Origin of the sequence: Martinezella hainanensis (assembly GCF_900094555.1) — a bacterium.
GTDB classification, from domain to species: domain Bacteria; phylum Pseudomonadota; class Alphaproteobacteria; order Rhizobiales; family Rhizobiaceae; genus Rhizobium; species Rhizobium hainanense.
Map to the genome: position 1 here is coordinate 265,392 of NZ_FMAC01000003.1, position 22,617 is coordinate 288,008.

Below are 22,617 nucleotides of genomic sequence, written 5' to 3' on the forward strand. Positions count from 1 at the left end.
AGGCGATGTCCGCCTTCTCGTCCACGCCCGGAGATCTCTCGTGATGTATGATTTGGAACTCATCAATGTCGGCAAAGTCTATGACAATGGCACGCCAGCCGTCATCGACTTCAATCTCTCGATCAAGAAGGGCGAATTCATCGCCTTCCTCGGCCCGTCGGGTTGCGGCAAGACGACGACGCTTCGCATGATCGCCGGCTTCGAGAGCATTTCCTCCGGCGACATGATGATCAAGGGCGAGCGCATGAACGATGTCCGGCCGCAGAAGCGCCCGACATCGATGATATTCCAGAACTATGCGCTGTTTCCGCATATGACCGTGCGCCGGAATGTCGGATATGGCCTGGAAGTCAAGGGCATGGCGAAGGCCGAACGGGATGCGCGGGTCGACCGTATCCTCGCCACCCTCGGGCTGGAGGATATTGCCGAGCGGAAGCCGGATAAGCTTTCCGGCGGCCAGCGCCAGCGTATCGCGCTTGCGCGCGGTCTTGTGGTCGAGCCGGACGTGCTGCTTCTCGACGAGCCGCTGGGCGCACTCGATGCCAATCTGCGCAAGGCGATCCAGAATGAACTCAAATTGCTGCAGAAGAAGCTTGGCGTAACCTTCGTATTCGTCACTCATGCGCAGTCGGAAGCGCTGGCGCTGTCCGATCGCATCGTCGTGATGAACCAGGGCAGGGTCGAGCAGATCAGCCCGCCGCATCAACTCTATACGCGGCCGGACACGCCGTTCGTGGCTCAGTTCATCGGCCGCAACACGATCTTCGAGGGTGAGGTCGCCGGCTCGCAGGCCGACAGCACATTCGTCTCGACCTCTTTCGGCACGCTGTCAGGCTGCGCCAATGGCGGCCTCTCCAGCAAGGTCAACATCGTCATCCCTTCGGAGGCGATCGAGGTTCACGCGGCAGGTGGCTCGGCGTTCGAAGATCTCGCCCGGACCTTCGGCGGCAATGTGGTCGGCGCACGCGTCGAGCGTTTCGACGTTGTCGGCCATATCTCGCAGATCGGCATCAGCCTGCCCGACGGCCGTGGCCTCGCGCTCGAGGCGCATGTCGACAAATACCGGCCCAGCGCTTTTCCCGTCGGCGCGGAGGTCATGCTTACCTGGGATCCGGCCAACGCGACCGTCATTCCAGCTCACTGATTAAAGAAAACCCGATCAAAGGAGGTCATCCCATGGCAAAGGAAATCTTGTGCAGTTTTGGTGTCGACGTCGATGCCGTGGCCGGCTGGCTCGGCTCTTATGGCGGCGAGGATTCGCCTGACGATATTTCGCGCGGCCTCTTTGCCGGCGAAGTCGGCAGCCTGCGGCTGGTGAAGCTCTTCGAGCGCTTCGGCATCAAGACGACATGGTTCATTCCCGGCCACTCCATCGAGACCTTCCCGGAGCAGATGCAGGCGGTGGCCGATGCTGGCCATGAAATCGGCATCCATGGCTACAGCCACGAAAATCCGATCGCCATGACGCGCGAGCAGGAGACGGAGATCCTCGACAAGTGCATCGAGCTGGTCACCAAGCTTTCGGGCAAGCGCCCGACCGGCTATGTCGCACCCTGGTGGGAGTTCTCCAATGTAACCAATGAGCTGCTTTTGGAGCGCGGCATCAAGTATGACCACTCGCTGATGCATAACGATTTCACACCCTATTATGTGCGCGTCGGCGACAGCTGGACGAAGATCGACTATTCGCGCAAGCCGTCGGACTGGATGGTGCCGCTGAAGCGCGGTCAGGAAACCGACCTGATCGAAATCCCGGCATCCTGGTATCTCGACGATCTGCCGCCGATGATGTTCATCAAGAAATCCCCAAACAGCCACGGCTTCGTCAATCCGCATCATATCGAGCAGATGTGGCGCGACCAGTTCGACTGGGTCTATCGCGAGATGGATTACGCCGTCTTCCCGATCACCATCCATCCCGATGTCGCCGGGCGGCCACAGGTGCTGATGATGCTGGAGCGGCTCTACGCACACATGATAAAACATCCCGGCGTGAAGTTCGTGACGATGAACGAGATCGCCGACGATTTCGCCGCCCGCTTTCCGCGCAAGAAATAGCCGGTTAGGCTGAAGTACTGAGTGCATCTCACGGAGGTGATTGCCATGTGTTCACTGTGCGGCGTGCTCGGCGGCAATGAGCACTGGACGGATGCTGCGGCACGGCCAGGAGTGTTCACGCGCAATCACGCCAGCCCCGACCGGCGGCGTGAGCGCGCCGCGCGGGTGCGGGCCGCCAATGCGATGCTCTCGGGTTTCGGTCTCGTCCTCACCGACTGGCAGGGTGCATCCTTCGTCTTGTCGACGCGAACGGGCAGGAGCGAGATCATCGAGGATCTCGGTCACCTCTGGCCGGCGGCCGAAAGGCTTGTCGGCCGGCCCTGCGATCCGCTCGACGATGCCTTCATCGCCAGGATGGAGGCGCGGCATGTCGATTGAAGCGAGCGGCTTTCTGCCGATCAATCTGCTGACGGGGTTCCTCGGTTCCGGCAAGACGACGCTGCTGAAGCGCATCCTGGCGGACCCCGCGTTTGCCGATACGGCGGTGCTCATCAACGAATTCGGCGAGATCGGGCTTGACCACGACCTCGTCGAAAGCGTCGACGGAGAAATGGTGCTGCTACGCTCCGGCTGCGTCTGCTGCACGGTGCGGGGCGAGCTCGCAGCCGCGCTCAAGGAGCTTTATTCCCGCCGCGAGCGCGGGCTGCTGCCGCCGTTCCGGCGCGTCGTCATCGAAAGCACGGGTCTTGCTGATCCATTCCCGGTTCTGTCGACCATCAAGGCAGACCCTGTTCTCCGGCATCACTTCTGCGCCGGCAACGTGATCACGACGGTCGATGCCGTGAACGGGTTGCGCCAGCTCGACACCTATATCGAATCCAACCGGCAGGCCGCGGTCGCTGATCGGTTGATCGTGACCAAGACCGGTCTCGACACCGACTACGATAGACAGTCTCTCCAGACTCGTCTTCGCACACTCAATCCCGATGCCCCGATCCTGATCGCGGCCGATCCTGATCTCGATCTCTCCTCGCTGGTCGCCGTCCAGAGCAATGTTTCATCCAGTAGCAGCCTGTCGCAAAGCGGTTTTTACTGCGAGGAGCCGGTGCAGCTCGTCTCGTCGGACGGCGTGGCGCATCAGGCGGCCATTTCCTCGATTTCGCTCAGCATCGACAGACCGGTCGACTGGACGGCCTTCGGGCTCTGGCTGACAATGCTGCTCAATCGGCACGGCGAGCGCGTGCTGCGGGTGAAGGGCATACTCAACCTCAGCGGCGAGGAGCGCCCCGTTGCCGTTCACGGCGTCCAGCATCTGGTTCATACACCGGTGCATATGGAGGGATGGCCTTCGGAGGATCGCACCTCGCGGCTGGTCTTCATTCTGGATGGGCTTGACGGCGCTCTCTTGAAACGCTCTTTCGAAGCCTTCACATTGGCGCGCATGTCGCAGACGCCACCCGCTGCATCTGGCCCGATCGCCGCGGCGCGATGAGACAACCGGTATCCACATGAACAAGCATCAATCCGTCGCAAAAAATCTGGCTGCTCCCGCCTTGCATCTGGCCGGCCGGCCGCGTTTGCGTGTTCTCGGCACCGCGATCTCGCTGCTGGAGGAGCTGCGTCTGCAGGCCGAGGACGATCTCGGCATCGACGTGACGTTCGACAACAACGACTTCCTGACGACGCAGTTCAAGGCCGCGCGAGAGCCGGAAACCTACGACATCTACGACCAGTGCTTTCACAATCTCGATATCGTCTGGCACTGGCGCGCGATCCAGCCCATCGACACCCAACGCATCGTGCTTTGGGATGAGGTCAATGATCTCACCAAGACCGGCCATATCGGCCCCAATCCCAGAATGGGGCTGGGCGACGTGCCGGCGCGCAAGCTGTTCGTTCAGCCCAATCTTGCGCTCGGCGACACGCCGTCACGCTTTATCTCCATGCTGCCGACCACGCATAATTTCGACAGCTTTGCCTATCGGACGGATCTGGCGACGAACGGCGTCGGCATGCATTCCTGGGGCGCGCTCTTTGACGAGCGCTGGGCGGGCAGGGTGGCGCTGGTGGACGAACCTGCCATCGGCATCTTCGATGCGGCGCTGGCGGCACAGGCGGCCGGTCTCATGTCGTTCGACGATATCGGCAATATGTCGGTCCAGGAAATCGACCAGCTGATCGATCTGCTGGAGGAGCGCAAGAAGGCCGGATTCTTCCGCGATTTCTGGAAAACCGCCGAGGATGCGGCGCGGCTGATGATCGCCGGCGAGACCAGCGTTCAGAGCATGTGGTCGCCTGGTATCGGCATCCTGAATTCCAAGGGCTCTCCCGTCGAACAGGCCGTGCCGGCGGAAGGTTACCGCGCCTGGCACGGCGGCCTGTGTCTTTCGAAGCATCTGAGCGGCCGCCTGCTCGATGTCGCCTATGACTATCTGAACTGGTGGATCTCGGGCTGGCCGGGCGCGGTGGTCGCACGGCAGGGCTATTATATCTCGACGCCGCAGCGCTCGCGCCAGTTCATGACACAGGCCGAATGGGATTACTGGTACGAAGGTGCCGCGGCAAGCGAGGACCTGCCCGGCCCGGATGGGCAGCTGCGGATCAGAAAGGGTTCGGTGCGCAGCGGCGGATCCTATTGGCAGCGCGCCAATTGCATTGCCGTCTGGAATACGACAATGGATGAGCACAATTATCTCGTGCGCCGCTGGATGCAGCTAGTCGGCTGAAGAGGAGAGCAGGGCCTATGACACAGACACATCTCGGCAAATCGATCGCGCAGCTCTCGGTCCTGATCCAGTCCGGCAGTCTCGATCCGGTCGCGCTGGCCGAAGAGACCCTCGATGCGATCCGGACTTATAAGGATCAGGCGATCTTCACGCGGCTCTTGGAGGCGCGCGCGATGGAAGAGGCGGCGGCTTCGTCCAGGCGGCTGCGCGACGGACGTTCGCGCGGGCTGCTGGATGGTATCCCCGTCGCCTGGAAGGATCTTTTCGCCATCGCCGGCTTGCCGACGACGGCCGGGTCAATCGTGCTTGCCGATGCCGAGCCCGCACAGGATGATGCTGATGTCGTAAAAGCGCTGAAGGCTGCAGGCATGATCGCCGTCGGCCGGGTCAATATGAGCGAGTTCGCCTTCTCCGGCCTCGGTCTCAACCCGCACTACGGCACGCCGCTCAATCCGCTTGCGACGGATGTCGCGCGCATTCCTGGCGGTTCGTCTTCCGGTTCTGCAGCTGTCGTCGCCGCGGGTCTCGTGCCGGTGTCGATCGGCACCGATACAGGCGGCTCCGTACGCATACCCTCGTCCTTCAATGGCCTTGTCGGCTATAAGGCAAGTCATGGCCGCTACAGCATGGCCGGGGTCTTTCCGCTGTCGACAAGCCTCGATTCTCTTGGCCCCCTGTGCCGCAGTGTCCAGGATGCCATATGGGTCGATGCCGCAATGCGCGGACGCTTTGTCCCCGAGGTGGAGCGTGCCGAACCCGCCGGGCTTTCCCTCATCGTGCCGACGAACGTGGTCATGGACGATGCCGAGGATGGTGTTGTTACCGCATTCCAGGCGGCGCTTGCGAAGCTTAGCGCCGCAGGCGTCAAGATCCGACGGGCTGCGTTTCCGGCCTTCGAAAGGTTCTTTGAGCTGATGGCCGAGTATGGACCGCTGGTCACCGCTGAGGCCTTCGTGCTGCATCATCGCCGTCTGGCAGGACCGGAAGCCGATGCCATGGACCGGCGCGTCGTTGCCCGGACGCGGATGGGCGAGAAGACGACCCTGGTTGGCTATCTGGAAACGCTTAAGGTGCGCGAACAACTGATCAAGGAGGTTGCCGCAACGCTCGGGCCGAACGAGTTCATCGCCTATCCGACTGTTGCTCATGTCGCGCCGGCGCTTGCACCGCTGGAAGCCGACGACGAACTGTTCGTGAAGATCAATGGCAGGACGCTGCGCAACACCGCGATCGGCAATTTTCTCGATTGGTGCGGCGTGTCGCTGCCTTGTGGCGTGGGGGATGCCGGAATGCCGGTCGGTTTCCTGTTGTCGGCGCCGAAGAACCATGACGAGCGGCTGCTGGGAGCAGCACTAGCGCTCGAAGGGATCGTTACCGGCTAGAGCAATTCCAGGCGCATCTTGTTGCCGGTTTGATCCCCACCCGCGTTCAGGCGAGTGGGGATCGAATGTTTTGCTTGTTCAATGTGTGCGGTTGCTACCGGCCGCCGGTTCGGCATCGGCGATCCAACGGCGATGCGAGCCGAGCGCGATCAACAGCACGACAGACAGGAAGCAGCAGCCGGCGAGGATATAGAAGCCGATATCGCCATTGCCTGTGGCTGCATCGACATAGGCCTTGATCTGCGGCGATGCGAAGCTGCCGAGGTTTCCGAGCGAAACGATGAAGGCAATGCCGCTCGCCGCACCGACGCCGCCGAGATAGCGGGTCGGCAGGCTCCAGAAGACCGGCTGGGATGAGGCGAGGCCTGGGACTGCGATGCAGGCGGCAATCACCATGACCCAGGGGTTCATCGTCAGGCCGATTGTTCCAAGCGCAATGGTGCCTGCCGTCAGCATGGCGATGCAGACGATGCGATGATTGTCATGCTTGTCGGCATAGACGGTGAAGAAACGCGTCGCGAAGAGCGCGCAAAGCCAGGGCAGGCCGAGCAGCACGCCGACCCAGGTGTTGACACCGCCGCCAAGAGCTTGAGCCAGCCGCGCCGGCAGATAGAAGGTGATCGGGCCGACGCCGATCTGGATGAACAGATAGATTCCGATGAAAGCAAGGACGCGCCAGTCCTTCAGTACGCTGAAGACGGAGTGTTTGACTTCGGAAAGCTTGCTGCGCTCTTCCGCCTCGATCACGGCGTTCAGCGCGTTCTTCTCCTCTGCCGTTAGCCATTTTGCTTCATTGGGGCGGCTTGTCAGGAAGAATAGGGCCAGGATGCCGACAATCGTGGCTGCTATCCCTTCGACTGCGAACATCCATTGCCAGTTGGTGAGGCCAAGGACATCGTGATGGGTGAGCAGCCAGCCGGAAAGCGGGGCGCCGATCACCAGCGACAGGGGAACGCCGAGATAGAAGAGGCCGGTGGCTCGGGCACGCTGCTTGGCCGGGAACCAGTAGGTCAGGTACAGCAAGACGCCCGGATAGAAGCCTGCCTCGCAGACGCCGAGCAGGAAGCGAACGATGTAATAGCTCGTTGGTGTGTGGGCAAAGACCATGCAGGCCGAGACGATACCCCAGGTGATCATGATGCGGCTGAGCCACAGGCGTGCGCCGACGCGCTGCATGATCAGGTTGCTTGGCACTTCGAAGGTGGCGTAGCCCAGATAGAGAATGCCGGCGCCGAAAGCGTAGGCCGCGTCCGAAATGCCGGTATCGGCCTGATAGGCTGTCTTGGCGAAGCCGACATTGGATCGATCGAGAAAGTTCAGAATCAGCATTAAGCCCAGGAAGGGCAAAAGGCGAATGGTTGCCTTGCGCACGGCGCTTTGCAGCGCCGGATTGTCGTTTGTCATATTCACTCCTCCCAAAGGCAGAATGCCACGTAGCGAGACCATCGCGGGCAAGGCTGCCTGCATGCTTGAACCGGATCTCGATCCGGCCATCGTCGTGATGGCCGCCAAAAAGCGTCCATCTGCATGCATATACGCAGATTATATTTATGTATGAAAAGGTCAATAGGCGCAAAGCCGCACGTGCTCGCTCCACTTGCGGGGCGAGTGGAGCGTCCAAGCGGCTGTGTATGAGGACGGTTTGCCGAGTTGCATGCACCGCATAAGCTTCGGCCGGCAAGCCGATCAGCGCGTTCCGATCAGGCCCTTGCGCGAAACGTCGGGCTATTTTGGCGTATATTCAGGCCAGATATGGACCGATGCGCTGAGCCACCGATGCGACATCCTCGACCCGCATCCCTGCGACGTTGATCCTGCCGGAATCCGGCATGTAGATGCCATGTTCGGCTTGAAGCTGCCCGACATTTTCCGGAGAGATCGGCAGAAGGGAGAACATGCCTTCCTGCGAAGCAATATTAGCAAGCTCAGGACGGAATTGTGCAAAGGCTTCTGCAACAGCCCGGCGGATTTCGGCTATGCGGTTGCGCATTTCGCTGAGCTCATCGACCCAGGCGTGGCGTCGTGACGGCTCCTGCAGGATCGCCGCAACGATAGCAGCCCCATGCGCTGGCGGCATGGAATAGCTGGCGCGGGCATGGCTCGCCAGATTGCCGATGCCCTTGTTCAACTGTGCGTGCTGATCCCCGAAAAGATAGACTGCACCGGTGCGTTCCCGATAGAGCGAGAAGGACTTGGAGCAGGAGACGGCAACCATCGCTTCGCCGACGGTTTCGATGACGGTCATCATGCCGGCTGCGTCTTCGATCCGGCCGTGACCGAGGCCCTGATAGGCATTGTCGAAGAGCGGCAGCAGTCCCCTGGCAGCGATGATGTCGGCAATGTCTAGCCAGTTCTGCGGTGACAGTCCCGCACCCGTTGGGTTATGGCAGCTCGTCTGCAGCAACACCGCATCGCCGGGTGTGGCGTTCTGCAGGGTCGCGAGCATCTCGTCATCGAGAACGGCCTGCTTGCCGATATCGAAGAAGCGATAGGTTCCGACCTGAAGGCCGACGGCGGCGAAGATTGCCTGATGATTGACCCAGGTCGGCGTGCCAATCCAGATCTTCCGTCGTTTGTCGAGGGCGAGGAGCTCCGCCGCCAGACGCAGGGCGCCTGTGCCGCCAGGGGTCTGAATTCCGGCGAGCAGCCTGCCGCCATGGTGTTCACCGAAGGTTTCGAGCGCCAGCGCGCGCAGGAAGGCAGGATCGCCCTCGGGGCCGATATAGGATTTGGACTCTTGAGTTTCCCAGAGATGGCGCTCGGCCGCCTTGACGGCTCTCATGACAGGGGTGCGGCCGGTCTCATCGCGATAGACGCCGACGCCGAGGTCGATCTTTCCGGATCGCGGATCGGCCGCGAACTTGGCAATCAGTTCAAGCAGCGGATCCGGCTTCTGTTCCGTAAGGCTATCGAAAAACGATGTCTTGTTCATTTGTTCCTCCCTTGCACTCACTGAGGCCAGTTCTGCAGAACCCTTACGAATTCGGTCAGCCAAGCATTCGTTTGATGCCCGTCCAGGGAGCGATGGTCAATCGTCAACGATACATAGGCAAGCGGACGGATCTGGATCGTATCGGCACCATCGATCTCCCGCACCGCGACACGCTTCTCCAGTTTGCCGATGCCGAGAATGGCGGATTGCGGCTGGTTGATGATGATGGGGGATGCCACCAGGGAGCCGGAAACCCCATGATTGGAGATGGTGAAGGTTCCGCCCTTCAACTCCTCGCCCTTGAGGGCATTGGAGCGAGCCCTGTTCGTCAGATCCTGGAGCCGGGCGGCGATCGTCTCAAGCGAAAGATCCTGCGCCCGCCGGATGACCGGCGCGACCAGGCCCTTGTCGCCCAAGGCGATCCCGACGCCGATATTGACGTCTTCGAATATTTCCAGGCTGTCATCGTGCCACCGGCTGTTGACCTCAGGCACGAGCTTCATGGCTGAAACGGATGCCGCCACGAAATAGGCGGTGTAGGAGAGGTTTACGCCTTCGGCCTTCATACGGTCCTTGTGGCTTTCGCGATGGCGTATGATCGCCGTGAAATCCGCCTCGAAAATGGCCGTGACCTGTGGCGCTGCCGCCAGGGATTGGGCCATGTGCCTTGCGATCGAAAGCCGCATGGCCGAATGCGGGACGTGCCGCGATCTGCCGTCAGCCGAGGCTGATGGAGAGGGCAGCTCGGTTGCCGCCTGCTGTGATACCGGCGCCAATGGATGTGTCTTGCCGGCTTCCAGCGCATGATCCATGTCGGCGCGCGTGATCCGCCCGTCCCTGCCGCTGCCTTTCAAGCTGGCAGGATCGATCCCATATTCCTCGGCAGCCTTGCGAACGGCCGGCGAATAGTAAGCGGCGGCGGAGGCGGTCGCAGGTGAGGCCGGCTGTATTTGCAACGGAGCCTCGGCCGCTTGCGCTGCAACGCCGTTCATAGTCTCGATGCTCATTCGTCCGAGGATCGCGCCGGGCACGGCATCATCGCCATCCGACATGGCGATTTCGCTCAAGATACCGTCGCACGGTGCCGCTATCTCCTGAGTGACTTTGTCGGTTTCCAGCTCGACCAGAGCGTCGCCTTCCCGAACGTGATCGCCGATCTGCTTCACCCAGTTGCGGACGACCGCCTTGGTGCCTTCCTGTTCGATCGGGGCCGTAATCTCGATGGTATCAGTCATTCCTAGAACTCCAGGATTTCGGCAATGCGCTTGGCGATCCGTTCGGTAGACGGCACGGCCCAGTCGAGAAGCACGGGATTATGCGGGCTCGGAATATCTGGCATGGTCAGACGCGAGACCGGCGCATCGAGGTCCGTGAATGCCTTGTCCGCTATGACAGCGGCAATCTCGGCACCAAACCCCGCGACTTCAAGGTCTTCGTGGACGATGAGGCAGCGATGCGTCTTGGCGACGGAAGCTAGTACGGCCTCCTGATCCCAGGGCATCAACGTGCGGAGATCGATGATATCGGCGGAGATGCCTTCGGCTGCTTCCTCGCAGCGCTGCACCATGGCGCCCCAGGTGACGATGGTGATGTCGCTGCCGGTCCGCGTCAGCTTTGCCTTACCGAACGGCAATGCGAAATCATCGCCCGGGTAGGGGCGCCGCGCCCATGCGTGGTCGAGCATGGCCCGGTGTTCGAAGAAGATAACGGGGTCGTTGCCGCGGATCGAGGTGCGCAGCAGGCCGACGGCATCCTCCGCATTCGAGGGAACGGCGACCTTCCAGCCGGGTTGATGGACGAAGGCCACTTCGTTGGTCTGGCTGTGCCAGGGATCGCCGCATTTGAAGAATCCGCCGGGCATGCGCACCACGACCGGGGCGGCAAAGCGGTTGTTGGTGCGCCAGCGAATGGTGCCGCAGTCGTTCAGCTGTTCGGTCGCCGGCTCGGCATATTTCCGGAACTGGATTTCGGGAATGGGGACGAGTCCGGCCAGCGCCATGCCGACCGCACGGCCGATAATGCCCTCTTCGGACAGGGAGGTATCGAAAACGCGCTCGTTGCCGAATTTTTCCTGCAGACCGAGGGTCACGGCATGCACGCCGCCCTTGGGGCCTATATCCTCTCCGAACATGACGACGCGCTCATTGATCGCCATCTCGTGTTCGAGCGTTCTGCGGATCGCTGTGACCATGTTGATGCGCGGGCCGGCGGTTTCGGGCTCGGCCGTTGTCGCCGGCGCCACATATCCGGACGGATGCTGACCGCCCATCGTCTGCATGTCGCCATCGAAAAACACATGGCGGGTTACGGAAGAGGGATCGGCGACCGGCCGGTCTTCGGCTGCCACGCGGGCGCTTTCGGCTACCTCTCGCGCTTCGCTTTCGCAGGCATCCCATTCTTGTGCCGTCATCACGGCGGGGACCAGAAAATCCTTGAGGCGCGGCAGAGGATCCCGCTCCCACTCGCGTCTTACGGTTTCCTCGCTCTTGTAGGTCTGTGTGTCCTGGAAGCTGTGGCCCTCAAGGCGCGGCACCGTCAGCCGCAGGAGAGCGGGCTTGCGCTCGTCGCGAACAAAGGAGACCGCATCCTGGATCAAATGCGCTGCTTCGGCCGGGTCGCAGCCGTCGCCATCGAAGATTGCGAGATTTCTCCAGCTGGCGAGGTTGGCTGCGATATTGCCTCCGGGCGTCTGCACCGTCGAGGGCACCGAAATGCCAAAGCCGTTGTCCTCGATGTAGAACAGCATCGGCAGTGCTTGCGTCGTTGCGGCGCTCAGAGCTGCCCAGAAGCCATTCGAGGCAACGGAGCCGTCGCCGCCAAGCACGACGCCGATATCCCGAGCGTATTCAGCGCGTCCAAGCGTGTTCGCATAGTATTTCATCGCCTGTGCCCAGCCGGCCGTGGGTGTGTACTGTGCTCCGACACCGCCGCACATGGGTAGAGCGGAGGCGCCCGAACGGTTCGGATAGTTGAAGACGACGCCAATGTCTCGACCGTCCGAATAGCCGCCGGCGCGACCCATGGCGGAGCCCAGCGCATCGGTCGGGTCGACGCCGAGCGAAAGCAGCAGCGGCCGCGAGCGATAATAGCCGCAGGTGGCGTCATGCAGACCCGTCAGCTGCATTCCGAGGAGGATTTGCGCCATGTCGTGGCCGCGCGCCGAAAACTGATAGAGAACCTTCTTTTCCGGAACGAGACGCTTCTCCTCCATCTCGTCGAGGCTTCTGGAAAGGTGGACGAGATAGGCCACTCGGCGCCAGTCGATGCGATCGTCGGGCGAGTTTCGCTCATGATTCTTGAAGGCTAATTGGGCCATGTGATTCTCCTCCATATGGCCCCAAGATTCTAATTCAGAACACCCGCGCTATTCCTTTCAATTTGCCAGGTTTCGGAATAGGATTTGAAATATACGTTTCACAATTGGCGGATTTCTGAATGGAAGTTTTCGATCTTGATCACGTCGACCGAGCGATCCTTCGGGTGCTGCAGGAAGAGGGCGATATCAGCCAGGCAGCGCTCGCCGAAAAGGTCGGCGCGTCGCCCGCGTCCTGCTGGCGCAGGATCAAGGCGCTAGAAAGTGCCGGCGTGCTGGGCAGGACGGTTCGCCTCGTCGATGCCGACAAGATCGGCAAGGGTCTCAACGTCTTCTGCCAGGTCAAGATGAAGACCCATGATCCCGCGACGCGACGCGATTTCGAGCAGTTCATTGCAAGTTATCGCGAAGTGCTTGAATGCTATTCCATGTCGGGCGAGTGGGATTATCTCATCCGCGCCGTCGTCGCCGATGTCAGGGAGTATGAAGGACTTTTGATGCGCGGTATCCTGACGCACGAGGCGGTGCTGAGCTCGTCGTCGCACTTCTCGCTGAAATGCGTGAAATACACGACGGCGTTGCCGACGAATGTCACGCGATAAAAGCTTCCGGCTGTGCTCGCCTTGAACATTGCGAGCATCTCACGCTAATAGATTTTCACAATTACAGATGCGGAGCAGAGTTCGATTGTCGGCTGATAACGTCAAACTCGGAGATGATTTGAACGAGGCGGTCACAGCGCTGCTTGTTGATCTGCCCATCAAGGCCGCGAGCTTCATTGTGACGATTTACGGCGACGTCATCGAGCCGCGCGGCGGCGTTGTCTGGATCGGCAACCTCATCGAGACATGCAAAAGTGTCGGGATCACCGAGACGCTGGTGCGGACCGCAGTGTCGCGACTGGTCGCAGCAGGCCAGCTTGCGGGCGAGCGGGAGGGGCGGCGCAGTTTCTATCGGCTGACGGACGCCGCTCAGACCGAATTCGCGGAGGCCGCCAGCTTGTTCTATGGGCCGCAGCCCGCCGTCCGCTGGCAGTTCGTCCTGATCAACGGACCAGCTCCGGAAGAGATCATGCAGGGCCTTGAGCGGGAAGGTTTTGCCAGGCTGAACCCGCGCCTGGCGATGGGGACGCATCCCGCACCGCCTTTGCCTGGGCGCGTCGTCGTCTTCGACGCGCAGCTGGCGACCGAGAACGGTGCCTTGCGGGAATTTGCGGAAGAGGCCTGGAATCTGCCGCGTTTCGCGGAGGCCTATGGCGAATTCACTGCCCGCTTCGGCGCATTTTCCCAAAAGGCTGGAGATTGTGCCGCGCTATCGGCCTTCGATTGCCTGATCGCGCGGCTGCTGCTTGTTCATCAGTACCGCCTGATCATGCTGCGTGAGCCGCACCTTCCCAAGTCCGCACTGCCGGATAATTGGCCAGGCGAGGAAGCGCGCCGTCTGTTTGCCGACCTCTATTTGCGCTTGTCAAAAAAGGCAGACGGCTATGTGGGGCGCCGGTTCGTCAACGAGGCTGGCAAGCTTCAAGAGACGACGCCGGCAAGCCAGCACCGTCTCGAGCGTCTCAGGTCCCGCTGAAAACTCAATCCGCTCAATGATATAGCGAAATGCTTGTCGCGTAGTGTTTCTGCGCATTTTCAAATGTCACAGAAAACTCGCAAAATTCATTTGTATTGTGACATATCGCATGCTAATACAATGACCGATCGGTCGGTTAATGCGTTTGCTGTCGGATCGCTGTTTCGTGGAGGAGAGCGAGAAACAGGCTTATACTGGTGGTGTCGTGAAGTGACGGCCTTGCTGATGCGCTTCAAGACAACTGCAGGCCTGCGATCATTCTCGAGTGCGTCGAACGCGCGAAGACGGAGGAAAGATCAATGTATGCACAGATGGTGAAAACCGATGGCGCCCGCATCCGTTCCCTCGACGAGATGGACCCTCAGGAGCGCGTCTTTCAGGAACGCGTCGATGCCGGCCAGAAGATCGAACCGAAGGAATGGATGCCGGAAGGCTATCGCAAGACGCTGATCCGCCAGATCAGCCAGCACGCCCATTCCGAAATCGTCGGCCAGCTTCCGGAAGGCAACTGGATCAGCCGGGCTCCGACGCTGGAGCGCAAGGCGATCCTGCTTGCCAAGGTACAGGACGAGGCGGGCCACGGCCTCTATCTCTACTGTGCCGCCGAGACGCTCGGTATCAGCCGTGACGAGATGTACGAGCAGCTGCATTCCGGCAAGGCCAAGTATTCCTCGATCTTCAACTACCCGACGCTGACCTGGGCCGATATCGGCGCGATCGGCTGGCTGGTCGATGGCGCGGCCATCATGAACCAGGTTCCCCTGCAGCGCTGTTCCTACGGCCCCTATTCGCGGGCGATGATCCGTATCTGCAAGGAAGAGAGCTTCCATCAGCGCCAGGGCTTCGATGTCCTGATGAAGATGGTGAAGGGCACGCCGGCGCAGAAGGCCATGGTGCAGGATGCTCTGAACCGCTGGTGGTGGCCGTCGCTGATGATGTTCGGCCCTTCCGACGACGCCTCGGTGCATTCGGCCCAGTCGATGGCCTGGAAGATCAAGCAGAATTCCAACGACGAGCTACGCCAGAAATTCGTCGACCAGACCGTGCCGCAGGCCGAATATCTCGGCCTCACCGTCCCCGACCCCGCGCTGAAATGGAACGAAGACAAGGGCGGCTACGATTTCGGCGAGCCGGACTGGGAAGAGTTCTTCAACGTGATCGCCGGCAACGGCCCCTGCAATGCGGAGCGGCTGAATGCCCGCAAGCAGGCCTGGGACGATGGCGCCTGGTTCCGCGATGGCCTGACGGCGTACGCCGAGAAGGCGGCCGAGCGCCGCGCCGCCGCAAAGATCGCCGCCGAATAAGACGGCCGGAATAGTCAGGGAGTGAGAAACATGTCCAGCGAATGGCCGCTTTGGGAAGTCTTCATCCGTGGGCAGCACGGTCTCAACCATCGCCATGTCGGCAGCCTGCATGCGCCCGATGCCGAAATGGCGATCAATAATGCGCGCGACGTCTACACGCGCCGCAACGAAGGCGTCAGCATCTGGGTGGTGCGGTCTTCCGAGATCACCGCCAGCGCGCCTTCCGAAAAAGGTCCGCTCTTCGACCCGTCCAATTCAAAGGTCTATCGTCACCCGACCTTCTTCGACATTCCGGATGAAGTGGGGCACATGTGATGGCGGCCGCGACCCTTGAGCCGGCGGTCGATCAGGCCGCTCTCTTCGAATTCCTGGTTCGCATTGGCGACAACACGCTGGTCCTCGGCCATCGTGTCTCCGAATGGTGCGGCCGTGGGCCGGCACTGGAAGAGGATATCGCGCTTGCCAACACGGCGCTTGACCTCATCGGCCAGACACAGCTCTGGCTCGGTCTGGCGGGTGAGGTGGGAGGAAAGGGTCGCTCGGCGGATGATCTCGCCTATCTGCGAGACGGTTTCGAGTTCCGCAACATCCTGCTCGTCGAGCGCCCCAACGGCGATTTCGGCAAGACGCTGATGCGGCAGTTCCTCTTTGATGCCTGGCATTATCTGATGCTGAAGGCATTGAAGAACTCGACCGACCGGCGGGTCGCCGAGATCGCGGAAAAGGCCTTCAAGGAAGTCTCCTATCATCTCGATCGCAGCCGCGACCTGATCATCCGCCTCGGCGACGGCACGGCCGAAAGCCATCGCCGCATGCAGGAGGCGCTCGACGAACTCTGGGCCTTTACGGGCGAAATGTTCGTCGGCGATGCGTCCGATGCGGCGCTGGTGCAGGTCGGCGTGATCCCGGAGCCGCAAAGCCTGAAAGCCGACTGGGATGAGATCGTTTCCGACGCGCTCGTGGAAGCGACGCTGAAGCGACCCACGGATGGCTACATGCAGAAGGGCGGTCGGCGCGGCGTTCATACCGAGCATCTCGGCTACATGCTGGCCGAACTGCAATTCCTGCAGCGCGCCTATCCGGGCGCGACCTGGTAGGAGGCGGAGATGACGACCGCGCTTCATCCTTCGGTCGACGAGATCTGGCACTGGCTGTCCGAAGTGCCGGACCCGGAAATCCCCATGATTTCGCTAACGGATCTCGGCATCATCCGCGATGTCGGCTGGCAGGAGGATACGCTTGTCGTCACAGTGACGCCGACCTATTCGGGCTGTCCCGCCACGACGGTGATCAACCTCGATATCGAGCGCGCGCTGGCCGAAAAAGGTCTCGACCGGGTGCGCCTCGAGCGCCGGCTGTCACCCGCCTGGACGACGGACTGGATCAGCGACGAGGGACGCGAGAAGCTGCGCGCTTACGGCATCGCGCCGCCGATCGATGGCACGGCTGCAGACGGCGTTTTGGTGAAACGCATCGATCGGCTTTCCGGCCGTTCCAATCTCACCATTGCCTGTCCGCGCTGCGGATCGGCAGCTACGGAAAAGATCAGTCAGTTCGGTTCGACGCCCTGCAAGGCGAGCTATCGCTGTACCGACTGTCTGGAGCCCTTCGATTACTTCAAGTGCATTTGACCCAACGAGGCCCGCATCCATGGCACGTTTCCATCCCCTGACCGTCACCGATGTTCGCCGCGAGACGCGCGATGCTGTTGTCGTCACGCTTGCGCCATCCGAAGAGGATCGAGCCGCCTTCGATTTCACGCAGGGCCAGTACCTGACCTTTCGCCGCCAGTTCGATGACGAGGAGCTGCGCCGCTCCTATTCGATCTGTGCCGGCAAGGATGAAGGCGTCTTGAAGGTTGGCATCAAGCGCGTCGATGGCGGCTGTTTCTCGACCTGGATCAACGAAAACCTGAAGGCAGGCGACACGCTGGAAGCCATGCCGCCGATGGGCGCCTTCTTCACGGCGATCGAGCCTGATATGGCAAGGTACTATCTCGGCTTTGCCGGCGGCAGCGGCATCACGCCGGTTCTCTCGATCATCAAGACGGTGCTGGCGCGCGAGCCGCGTTCCGTCTTCACGCTGGTCTATGCCAACAGGCAGATCAGCTCGATCATGTTCCGCGAAGAGCTTGACGATCTGAAGAACCTCTATCTCGGCCGCCTGTCGGTGCTGCACGTGCTCGAAAGCGAGGCGCAGGAGATCGACCTTTTTACCGGTCGGATCGATGCGGAAAAATGCAAGGCGCTCTTCAAGAGCTGGATCGATCTGACGTCGGTCGCGACAGCTTTCATCTGCGGTCCCGAGCCAATGATGCTGGCGATCGCTGCGGCTTTGCGCGAGCACGGCATGCGCGATGACCAGATCAAGTTCGAACTCTTCGCCTCCTCCCAGCCTGGCCGTGCCCGCCGCAAGGTGGAGAGCGCGGCCGCAGCCGATCATGGAACGAGCTGCGAGGCGACCGTCACGCTTGATGGCGCAACGCGCGTCTTCAAATTTCCCAAGCAGGGCCAGTGCCTGCTCGATGCCGCGCTCGAAAACGCGATGGATGTGCCCTACGCCTGCAAGGCCGGCGTGTGCTCCACGTGTCGGGCCAAGGTTCTCGAAGGCGAGGTCGAGATGGAGGTCAACCATGCGCTCGAGGATTACGAGGTGCGCCAGGGCTATGTGCTGACCTGTCAGTGCTACCCGCTCACAGACCGCATCGTCGTCAGTTACGACCAATAGGCCGGGCCGTATCGAAGGGAGGAACGACATGTCCGATACGATGCCGATCGAGCAATATCTGGGAGAGGGCGGCGTGCTCTCCTCGCCCGATAACGTGCCTCCCCGCTATCGCGGCGAATTGCTGCGTCTCATGGCAAGTTTCGTCGATAGCGAACTAGCCGGTTCCGCCGGTTTTGCCGATATCATCAACGATGCGCCCGGCATTCAGGAGCGCATTTCCGCAGCGCGGATCGTGCTGGAAAAGACCGATCATGCCGGCCAGGTGCTGAAGATCATGGAGACCTTCGGGGTCGATGGCGGCCGCTATGCCGTCCATCATCCCTGGGCCGTACGGCTCTCCCGCGAGGCCGATATCGGCGCCGTCAGGCAGGGCGGCGACATGCGGCTTGCCGTCTTCCATTATCCGCTTGACGGCTGGGTGGATGCCGTCGTCATGAACGTGCTGATGGGCGCTGCCAGCGTCGTGCAGCTGAAGGAGCTTGCGCATGTCTCCTACCAGCCGCTTGCCGAAGTCTTCAGAGCCATCCTGCCGCGTGAGAAGCGGCATGCGGAACTGGGCGTCGCGGGCCTTGCCCACATCGTCGCCGAGAACGAGGGGCGGGCGAAGGCGCGTGTTTCGGTCGCCTATTGGTATCCCCGCGTTGCCGCAAGTTTCGGCCATGCCGGCTCCACCCGTTTCGAGACATTATCGCGCTTCGGCCTGCGTCATACGCCCAACGAAACCCTGCTTGCCGAATGGCAGGCCGATGTCGACGCGCAGCTGTCTGCGCTCGGATTGAATTAGGCAATTCCAGGAAAACGCTTCGCGTTTCTGTTCGGGTTGCCGGAAAAGATGAAGGAAGGAAATTCGGATGAACATCATGGCAAGCCAGCCGCGTCGGCTCGAAAGCTATGTCGGCGGCGCGTGGGTCGCCGGTGCCAAGGAGGGCATGTCGCTGCTCGATGCGTCGACCGGCGCACCGGTCGCGTCAATCGATTCCTCCGGCATCGATTTCAAGCAGACACTGGCGCATGGCCGCGACAAGGGTGGCCCGGCGCTGAGAAGCATGTCCTTCCATGAGCGCGCCGCGATGCTGAAGGCGCTCGGCCAGGCGCTGCTCGAGAGAAAGGAAGAATTCTACGCGCTCTCGACGGCGACCGGCGCCACGCGCGCCGATAGCTGGGTCGATATCGAAGGTGGCATCGGAACCTTGCTGTCCTATGCCTCCAAGGGACGGCGCGAGCTGCCGAACGCGCGCGTGCTGCTCGATGGCGATGTGGAGCAGTTGTCGAAGGATCAGAGTTTTTCCGCGCAGCATATCTTGAGCCCGCTGCAGGGCGTCGCCGTTCATATCAACGCTTTCAACTTCCCCTGCTGGGGCATGCTGGAAAAGGTCGCGCCGACCTTGCTCGCCGGCGTTCCCACCATCGTCAAGCCAGCGAGCCAGACGGCCTATCTCACCGAGCTCATGGTCCGCCGCATCATCGAAACCGGTCTTTTGCCGGAGGGCGCGCTGCAGCTCGTTTGCGGCTCGGTCGGCGATCTCCTCGATCATGTCGAGGGCCAGGATGTGGTGACATTCACCGGTTCCGCGGCAACCGGCCGACGTCTGAAGATGCACAAGGCGATCATCGAGAATTCCGTGCGCTTCACCATGGAGGCCGACAGCCTCAATGCAGCTGTTCTCGGCCTCGATGCTGCCCCCGGCACCGAGGAATTCGACCTTTTCGTCAAGGAAGTCGCCCGCGAGATGACCGTCAAAGCGGGCCAGAAATGCACGGCCATCCGTCGCGTCATCGCGCCCCGAGCCTATAGTGAAGCGCTGATTGGGGCCTTGAACGACCGCCTCGGCAAGACGGCAATCGGCAATCCGTCTGATGAGACTGTTCGGATGGGGCCGCTCGCAAGCCTTGATCAGCGCGAGGAAGTGCGCGCGCGCATCCGCGATCTCTCTGCGGACGCCGAGATCGTCGGCGGCGATCCCGATAATCCGAGCATCATGTCCGGCGATGCGAGCGCCGGCGCCTTTCTCAATCCGGTTCTGCTTTATTGCGACAAGCCCGGATCGGCACGCGCAGTTCACGATGTCGAGGCCTTTGGCCCGGTCAGCACGGTCATGCCCTACGATACGGCGGAAGAAGCGGTCGATCTGGCACGTCGCGGCAAGGGCAGCCTCGTGGCCTCCGTCTTCACCAACGATCCGCAATTCGCCGAGGACGTCGTTCTCGGTCTTGCGCCGTTTCATGGCCGCGTGATGATCGGCAACCGCGCTAGCGCCAAGAGCTCTACTGGCCACGGCTCGCCTCTGCCGGGCCTCGTTCACGGTGGTCCCGGCCGTGCCGGCGGCGGCGAGGAGCTGGGCGGCATTCGAGGCGTGAAGCACTATATGCAGCGCACCGCCGTGCAGGGCACTCCACGCCTTCTCTCAGCAGTGACGGGTCGCTGGATGGACGGCGCGGATGCCCGTACCGACAGCGAGCATCCCTTCCGCAAATCGCTCGCCGAGCTGAGGATCGGCGACCAGCTCATCACCGCCACCCGCACTGTTACACTGGACGATATCGAGCATTTTGCGAGCTTCACCGGCGATACGTTCTATGCCCATATGGACGAAGAGGCTGCCAAGGCCAACCCGTTCTTCGAGGGCCGCGTTGCGCACGGCTATCTTATCGTCTCGTTTGCGGCCGGTCTCTTCGTCGATCCGGCTCCAGGCCCGGTTCTTGCAAATTACGGTGTGGACAATCTGCGCTTCCTGACACCGGTTAATCCGGGTGATACGCTTGAGGTGCAATTGACCTGCAAGGAGATCAATCCCCGCATCAATGCCGAGCATGGCGAGGTGCGCTGGGATTGCAAGGTAACGAACCAGCTGGATGCCGTCGTCGCGCAGTATGATGTTCTGACGATGGTGGCGAAAACGAGAGAGTGAGCGCATGACGACGATCGAGCAAGACCCGCATCGCCTGGAAATGACCGTGCTGATGACGCCCGACATGGCGAATTTCAGCGGCAAGGTGCACGGCGGCGCTCTTCTGAATCTGCTTGATCGCGTCGCCTTCTCCTGTGCTTCGCGCTATTCCAAGCAATATGCGGTGACGCTGTCGGTCGACCAGGTGCTGTTCAAGGAGCCGATCAATGTCGGCGAGCTCGTCACCTTCCGCGCCTCGATCAATGATACGGGGCGCACATCCATGGAAGTCGGCATCCGGGTCGAGGCGGAAAACATCCGCTCCGGCCAGCGTCGCCACACCAATTCCTGTTATTTTACCATGGTCGCGGTGGATGAGGCCGGCCGCCCGGTTCGCGTGCCCGAGCTGGTTCCGGTGACGGCAGCCGACATCCGGCGGCACAAGGCCGCCCAGCTTCGCCGGACATTGCGTCGCGAATTCGCGCAGCGGCTTGATGCGGTGGCCGAAACCGGTCGCGATGTCGAAGGTTTGGGAGCCGATTAGATGCCGCAGATCTATTCCTATGACGGTGTGATCCCGGTCATCGATCCCGCGGCCTTCGTGCATCCGGTCGCAACCGTCATCGGCGATGTCATCATCGGGCCGGCTTGCTATGTCGGGCCGGGCGCCGTGCTGCGAGGCGATTTCGGCCGCATTGTGCTGGAGCGCGGCTCGAATGTGCAGGAGACCTGCGTCGTGCATAGTTTCCCGAATCTCGAGGTCGTTATCGGGGAGGCAGGGCATATCGGCCATGGCGCGGTGCTGCATGGCTGCCGGATCGGCGCCAATGCCATGGTCGGCATGAACGCCGTCATCATGGACGAAGCCGTTATCGGCGAGAATGCCATCGTCGCCGCCCTAGCCTTCGTCAAGGCCGGCGCCGAAATCCCGGCCAACAGCCTCGCCGTTGGTTCGCCGGCACGCGTCGTGCGCGAATTGACGCAAGAAGAGATTGCCTGGAAGCGCCAGGGCACTGCCATCTACCAGCGCCTGGCGCTGGAAGCGAAGGAAAAGCTGGTCGCCGCCGAGCCGCTGACGGCACCTGAGCCGGATCGCCGCCGTATACACGCGCCGGAATATGATCCGCTTATTCTGGAGAGAATGAAGCTCGGCGGCTGACGTGCGGCATCAGCGGACGGCCTTGACGCCTTCGAGGATGAGCGTGGTGGCAATATCGGCATATTCGTCGCGGGTGATCGGCCCGTTGGGGCGGAACCACATGTAGACCCAGTTCATCATGCCGAAGAGCGACATGGTGACCGGCATCAGCAATGGCCTGTTCTTGTTGAGGTCTGGATTGAGGTCTTCGATGATGGCAGAGAAGTGCTTGACGATGCGCCGCTCGATCGTCCGCAGTTCCGATAGCTGCTCCGGCGATAAGGCATGTGTGCCGTTGAGCTGCACCTTGTGCTCGTTGTCGGCACCTTCGTAGTTCTTCAACACGGCTTTTACGAGCAGACGCAACCGCTCCTGCGGCGTTACGTCGGTGCGGTCTGCCGCTTCGATGGCGCTTTCAAGTTCCGTCAGGTGCGTCTGCACGATGTCGAAGATCAGTGCATCCTTGCCTGGATAGTAGTGATAGAGCAGGGCTTTCGAGACATTGCCGTGTGAGGCGATCATCGACATGGAGGCTTTCTCCATGCCTACCTCGGCAAAGACCGCCGCAGCGCTTGCCAGGATACCACGCTGTTTTTCTTCGAAATCAACTGCGCGTGTGCGTGCCATGTGA

General features: G+C 61.3%; 22 protein-coding genes. 17 read left to right on the top strand and 5 right to left on the bottom strand.

Going from position 1 to position 22,617, the window contains the following annotated elements:
• Positions 1-40 precede the first annotated feature (40 nt).
• Genes GA0061100_RS11790 through GA0061100_RS11815 form a run of 6 tightly spaced genes read left to right on the top strand, consistent with a single transcriptional unit; the run spans position 41 to position 6,106 of the window.
• Positions 41-1,144 (top strand): ABC transporter ATP-binding protein, encoded by a 1,104-nt coding sequence (locus GA0061100_RS11790; RefSeq protein ID WP_075852890.1) that lies wholly within the window; start codon positions 41-43, stop codon positions 1,142-1,144.
• Positions 1,145-1,176: 32 nt separating this feature from the next.
• The gene (locus GA0061100_RS11795) at positions 1,177-2,058 is read left to right on the top strand and encodes a polysaccharide deacetylase family protein (RefSeq protein ID WP_075852891.1); all 882 of its coding nucleotides are present in this window, start codon (positions 1,177-1,179) and stop codon (positions 2,056-2,058) included.
• A gap of 45 nt (positions 2,059-2,103) precedes the next feature.
• The gene (locus GA0061100_RS11800) at positions 2,104-2,436 is read left to right on the top strand and encodes a hypothetical protein (RefSeq protein ID WP_075852892.1); all 333 of its coding nucleotides are present in this window, start codon (positions 2,104-2,106) and stop codon (positions 2,434-2,436) included.
• Positions 2,426-3,490 carry a CobW family GTP-binding protein gene (locus GA0061100_RS11805; RefSeq protein ID WP_075852893.1) on the top strand — a complete coding sequence of 355 codons (1,065 nt, stop codon included), beginning with the start codon at positions 2,426-2,428 and terminating at the stop codon, positions 3,488-3,490. The genes GA0061100_RS11800 and GA0061100_RS11805 overlap by 11 nt, the downstream gene beginning before the upstream one ends.
• A 16-nt stretch (positions 3,491-3,506) precedes the next feature.
• Positions 3,507-4,724 carry an ABC transporter substrate-binding protein gene (locus GA0061100_RS11810; protein WP_075852894.1) on the top strand — a complete coding sequence of 406 codons (1,218 nt, stop codon included), beginning with the start codon at positions 3,507-3,509 and terminating at the stop codon, positions 4,722-4,724.
• A gap of 17 nt (positions 4,725-4,741) precedes the next feature.
• Complete coding sequence (locus tag GA0061100_RS11815) at positions 4,742-6,106, top strand: amidase (RefSeq protein WP_075852895.1); 1,365 nt, start codon at positions 4,742-4,744, stop codon at positions 6,104-6,106.
• Between the two features lie 78 nt (positions 6,107-6,184).
• On the opposite strand, the gene GA0061100_RS11820 is transcribed toward GA0061100_RS11815, so the two are convergent.
• From GA0061100_RS11820 to GA0061100_RS11835, 4 genes are all read right to left on the bottom strand, one after another.
• The gene (locus GA0061100_RS11820; RefSeq protein WP_075852896.1) at positions 6,185-7,510 is read right to left on the bottom strand and encodes an MFS transporter; all 1,326 of its coding nucleotides are present in this window, start codon (positions 7,508-7,510) and stop codon (positions 6,185-6,187) included.
• A 337-nt stretch (positions 7,511-7,847) separates the two neighbouring features.
• The gene (locus GA0061100_RS11825) at positions 7,848-9,038 is read right to left on the bottom strand and encodes an aromatic amino acid transaminase (RefSeq protein WP_075852897.1); all 1,191 of its coding nucleotides are present in this window, start codon (positions 9,036-9,038) and stop codon (positions 7,848-7,850) included.
• 17 nt (positions 9,039-9,055) lie between these two features.
• Entirely contained in the window at positions 9,056-10,273 is a 1,218-nt protein-coding gene (locus GA0061100_RS11830) for a dihydrolipoamide acetyltransferase family protein (RefSeq protein ID WP_075852898.1), read from the bottom strand.
• Between the two features lie 2 nt (positions 10,274-10,275).
• Complete coding sequence (locus GA0061100_RS11835) at positions 10,276-12,354, bottom strand: alpha-ketoacid dehydrogenase subunit alpha/beta (protein ID WP_075852899.1); 2,079 nt, start codon at positions 12,352-12,354, stop codon at positions 10,276-10,278.
• A gap of 119 nt (positions 12,355-12,473) precedes the next feature.
• Between GA0061100_RS11835 and GA0061100_RS11840 the strand changes: the two genes are divergently transcribed.
• The 11 genes from GA0061100_RS11840 to GA0061100_RS11890 all read left to right on the top strand — a co-directional run bounded on the left by GA0061100_RS11840 (position 12,474) and on the right by GA0061100_RS11890 (position 22,007).
• Positions 12,474-12,953 carry an Lrp/AsnC family transcriptional regulator gene (locus GA0061100_RS11840; RefSeq protein ID WP_075852900.1) on the top strand — a complete coding sequence of 160 codons (480 nt, stop codon included), beginning with the start codon at positions 12,474-12,476 and terminating at the stop codon, positions 12,951-12,953.
• Positions 12,954-13,038: 85 nt separating this feature from the next.
• Complete coding sequence (paaX, locus tag GA0061100_RS11845; protein ID WP_075852901.1) at positions 13,039-13,929, top strand: phenylacetic acid degradation operon negative regulatory protein PaaX; 891 nt, start codon at positions 13,039-13,041, stop codon at positions 13,927-13,929.
• A gap of 299 nt (positions 13,930-14,228) precedes the next feature.
• Positions 14,229-15,233 carry a 1,2-phenylacetyl-CoA epoxidase subunit PaaA gene (gene paaA / locus GA0061100_RS11850; protein ID WP_075852902.1) on the top strand — a complete coding sequence of 335 codons (1,005 nt, stop codon included), beginning with the start codon at positions 14,229-14,231 and terminating at the stop codon, positions 15,231-15,233.
• A gap of 30 nt (positions 15,234-15,263) precedes the next feature.
• The gene (gene paaB, locus GA0061100_RS11855; protein ID WP_069061017.1) at positions 15,264-15,548 is read left to right on the top strand and encodes a 1,2-phenylacetyl-CoA epoxidase subunit PaaB; all 285 of its coding nucleotides are present in this window, start codon (positions 15,264-15,266) and stop codon (positions 15,546-15,548) included.
• On the top strand, positions 15,548-16,330 hold the full coding sequence (paaC, locus tag GA0061100_RS11860; protein WP_075852903.1) for a 1,2-phenylacetyl-CoA epoxidase subunit PaaC: 783 nt from the start codon (positions 15,548-15,550) through the stop codon (positions 16,328-16,330). Before paaB ends, paaC begins: the two co-directional genes overlap by 1 nt.
• Before the next feature lie 9 nt (positions 16,331-16,339).
• A complete protein-coding gene (paaD, locus tag GA0061100_RS11865; RefSeq protein WP_075852904.1) occupies positions 16,340-16,864 on the top strand; it encodes a 1,2-phenylacetyl-CoA epoxidase subunit PaaD in 525 nt (174 codons plus the stop codon).
• A gap of 19 nt (positions 16,865-16,883) precedes the next feature.
• Positions 16,884-17,960, top strand: coding sequence for a 1,2-phenylacetyl-CoA epoxidase subunit PaaE (paaE, locus tag GA0061100_RS11870; RefSeq protein WP_075852905.1), 1,077 nt, complete (start codon positions 16,884-16,886; stop codon positions 17,958-17,960).
• A gap of 28 nt (positions 17,961-17,988) precedes the next feature.
• Positions 17,989-18,744, top strand: coding sequence for a Phenylacetic acid catabolic protein (locus GA0061100_RS11875; protein ID WP_075852906.1), 756 nt, complete (start codon positions 17,989-17,991; stop codon positions 18,742-18,744).
• 67 nt (positions 18,745-18,811) lie between these two features.
• A complete protein-coding gene (paaZ, locus tag GA0061100_RS11880; RefSeq protein ID WP_075852907.1) occupies positions 18,812-20,869 on the top strand; it encodes a phenylacetic acid degradation bifunctional protein PaaZ in 2,058 nt (685 codons plus the stop codon).
• A gap of 4 nt (positions 20,870-20,873) precedes the next feature.
• Positions 20,874-21,392 (top strand): acyl-CoA thioesterase, encoded by a 519-nt coding sequence (locus GA0061100_RS11885; RefSeq protein ID WP_075852908.1) that lies wholly within the window; start codon positions 20,874-20,876, stop codon positions 21,390-21,392.
• The gene (locus GA0061100_RS11890) at positions 21,393-22,007 is read left to right on the top strand and encodes a transferase hexapeptide repeat family protein (RefSeq protein ID WP_075852909.1); all 615 of its coding nucleotides are present in this window, start codon (positions 21,393-21,395) and stop codon (positions 22,005-22,007) included.
• A 9-nt stretch (positions 22,008-22,016) separates the two neighbouring features.
• Here the strand turns inward: GA0061100_RS11890 and GA0061100_RS11895 are convergent, their stop codons facing one another.
• Complete coding sequence (locus GA0061100_RS11895) at positions 22,017-22,613, bottom strand: TetR/AcrR family transcriptional regulator (protein WP_075852910.1); 597 nt, start codon at positions 22,611-22,613, stop codon at positions 22,017-22,019.
• Positions 22,614-22,617: the final 4 nt, after the last annotated feature.

Coding starts and splice junctions, on each gene's coding strand:
- GA0061100_RS11795 (WP_075852891.1), top strand. CDS start 1,177: ATGGCAAAGGAAATCTTGTGCAGTTTTGGTGTCGACGTCGATGCCGTG.
- GA0061100_RS11800 (WP_075852892.1), top strand. CDS start 2,104: ATGTGTTCACTGTGCGGCGTGCTCGGCGGCAATGAGCACTGGACGGAT.
- GA0061100_RS11805 (WP_075852893.1), top strand. CDS start 2,426: ATGTCGATTGAAGCGAGCGGCTTTCTGCCGATCAATCTGCTGACGGGG.
- GA0061100_RS11810 (WP_075852894.1), top strand. CDS start 3,507: ATGAACAAGCATCAATCCGTCGCAAAAAATCTGGCTGCTCCCGCCTTG.
- GA0061100_RS11815 (WP_075852895.1), top strand. CDS start 4,742: ATGACACAGACACATCTCGGCAAATCGATCGCGCAGCTCTCGGTCCTG.
- GA0061100_RS11820 (WP_075852896.1), bottom strand. CDS start 7,510: ATGACAAACGACAATCCGGCGCTGCAAAGCGCCGTGCGCAAGGCAACC.
- GA0061100_RS11825 (WP_075852897.1), bottom strand. CDS start 9,038: ATGAACAAGACATCGTTTTTCGATAGCCTTACGGAACAGAAGCCGGAT.
- GA0061100_RS11830 (WP_075852898.1), bottom strand. CDS start 10,273: ATGACTGATACCATCGAGATTACGGCCCCGATCGAACAGGAAGGCACC.
- GA0061100_RS11835 (WP_075852899.1), bottom strand. CDS start 12,354: ATGGCCCAATTAGCCTTCAAGAATCATGAGCGAAACTCGCCCGACGAT.
- GA0061100_RS11840 (WP_075852900.1), top strand. CDS start 12,474: ATGGAAGTTTTCGATCTTGATCACGTCGACCGAGCGATCCTTCGGGTG.
- paaA (WP_075852902.1), top strand. CDS start 14,229: ATGTATGCACAGATGGTGAAAACCGATGGCGCCCGCATCCGTTCCCTC.
- paaB (WP_069061017.1), top strand. CDS start 15,264: ATGTCCAGCGAATGGCCGCTTTGGGAAGTCTTCATCCGTGGGCAGCAC.
- paaC (WP_075852903.1), top strand. CDS start 15,548: ATGGCGGCCGCGACCCTTGAGCCGGCGGTCGATCAGGCCGCTCTCTTC.
- paaD (WP_075852904.1), top strand. CDS start 16,340: ATGACGACCGCGCTTCATCCTTCGGTCGACGAGATCTGGCACTGGCTG.
- paaE (WP_075852905.1), top strand. CDS start 16,884: ATGGCACGTTTCCATCCCCTGACCGTCACCGATGTTCGCCGCGAGACG.
- GA0061100_RS11875 (WP_075852906.1), top strand. CDS start 17,989: ATGTCCGATACGATGCCGATCGAGCAATATCTGGGAGAGGGCGGCGTG.
- paaZ (WP_075852907.1), top strand. CDS start 18,812: ATGAACATCATGGCAAGCCAGCCGCGTCGGCTCGAAAGCTATGTCGGC.
- GA0061100_RS11885 (WP_075852908.1), top strand. CDS start 20,874: ATGACGACGATCGAGCAAGACCCGCATCGCCTGGAAATGACCGTGCTG.
- GA0061100_RS11890 (WP_075852909.1), top strand. CDS start 21,393: ATGCCGCAGATCTATTCCTATGACGGTGTGATCCCGGTCATCGATCCC.
- GA0061100_RS11895 (WP_075852910.1), bottom strand. CDS start 22,613: ATGGCACGCACACGCGCAGTTGATTTCGAAGAAAAACAGCGTGGTATC.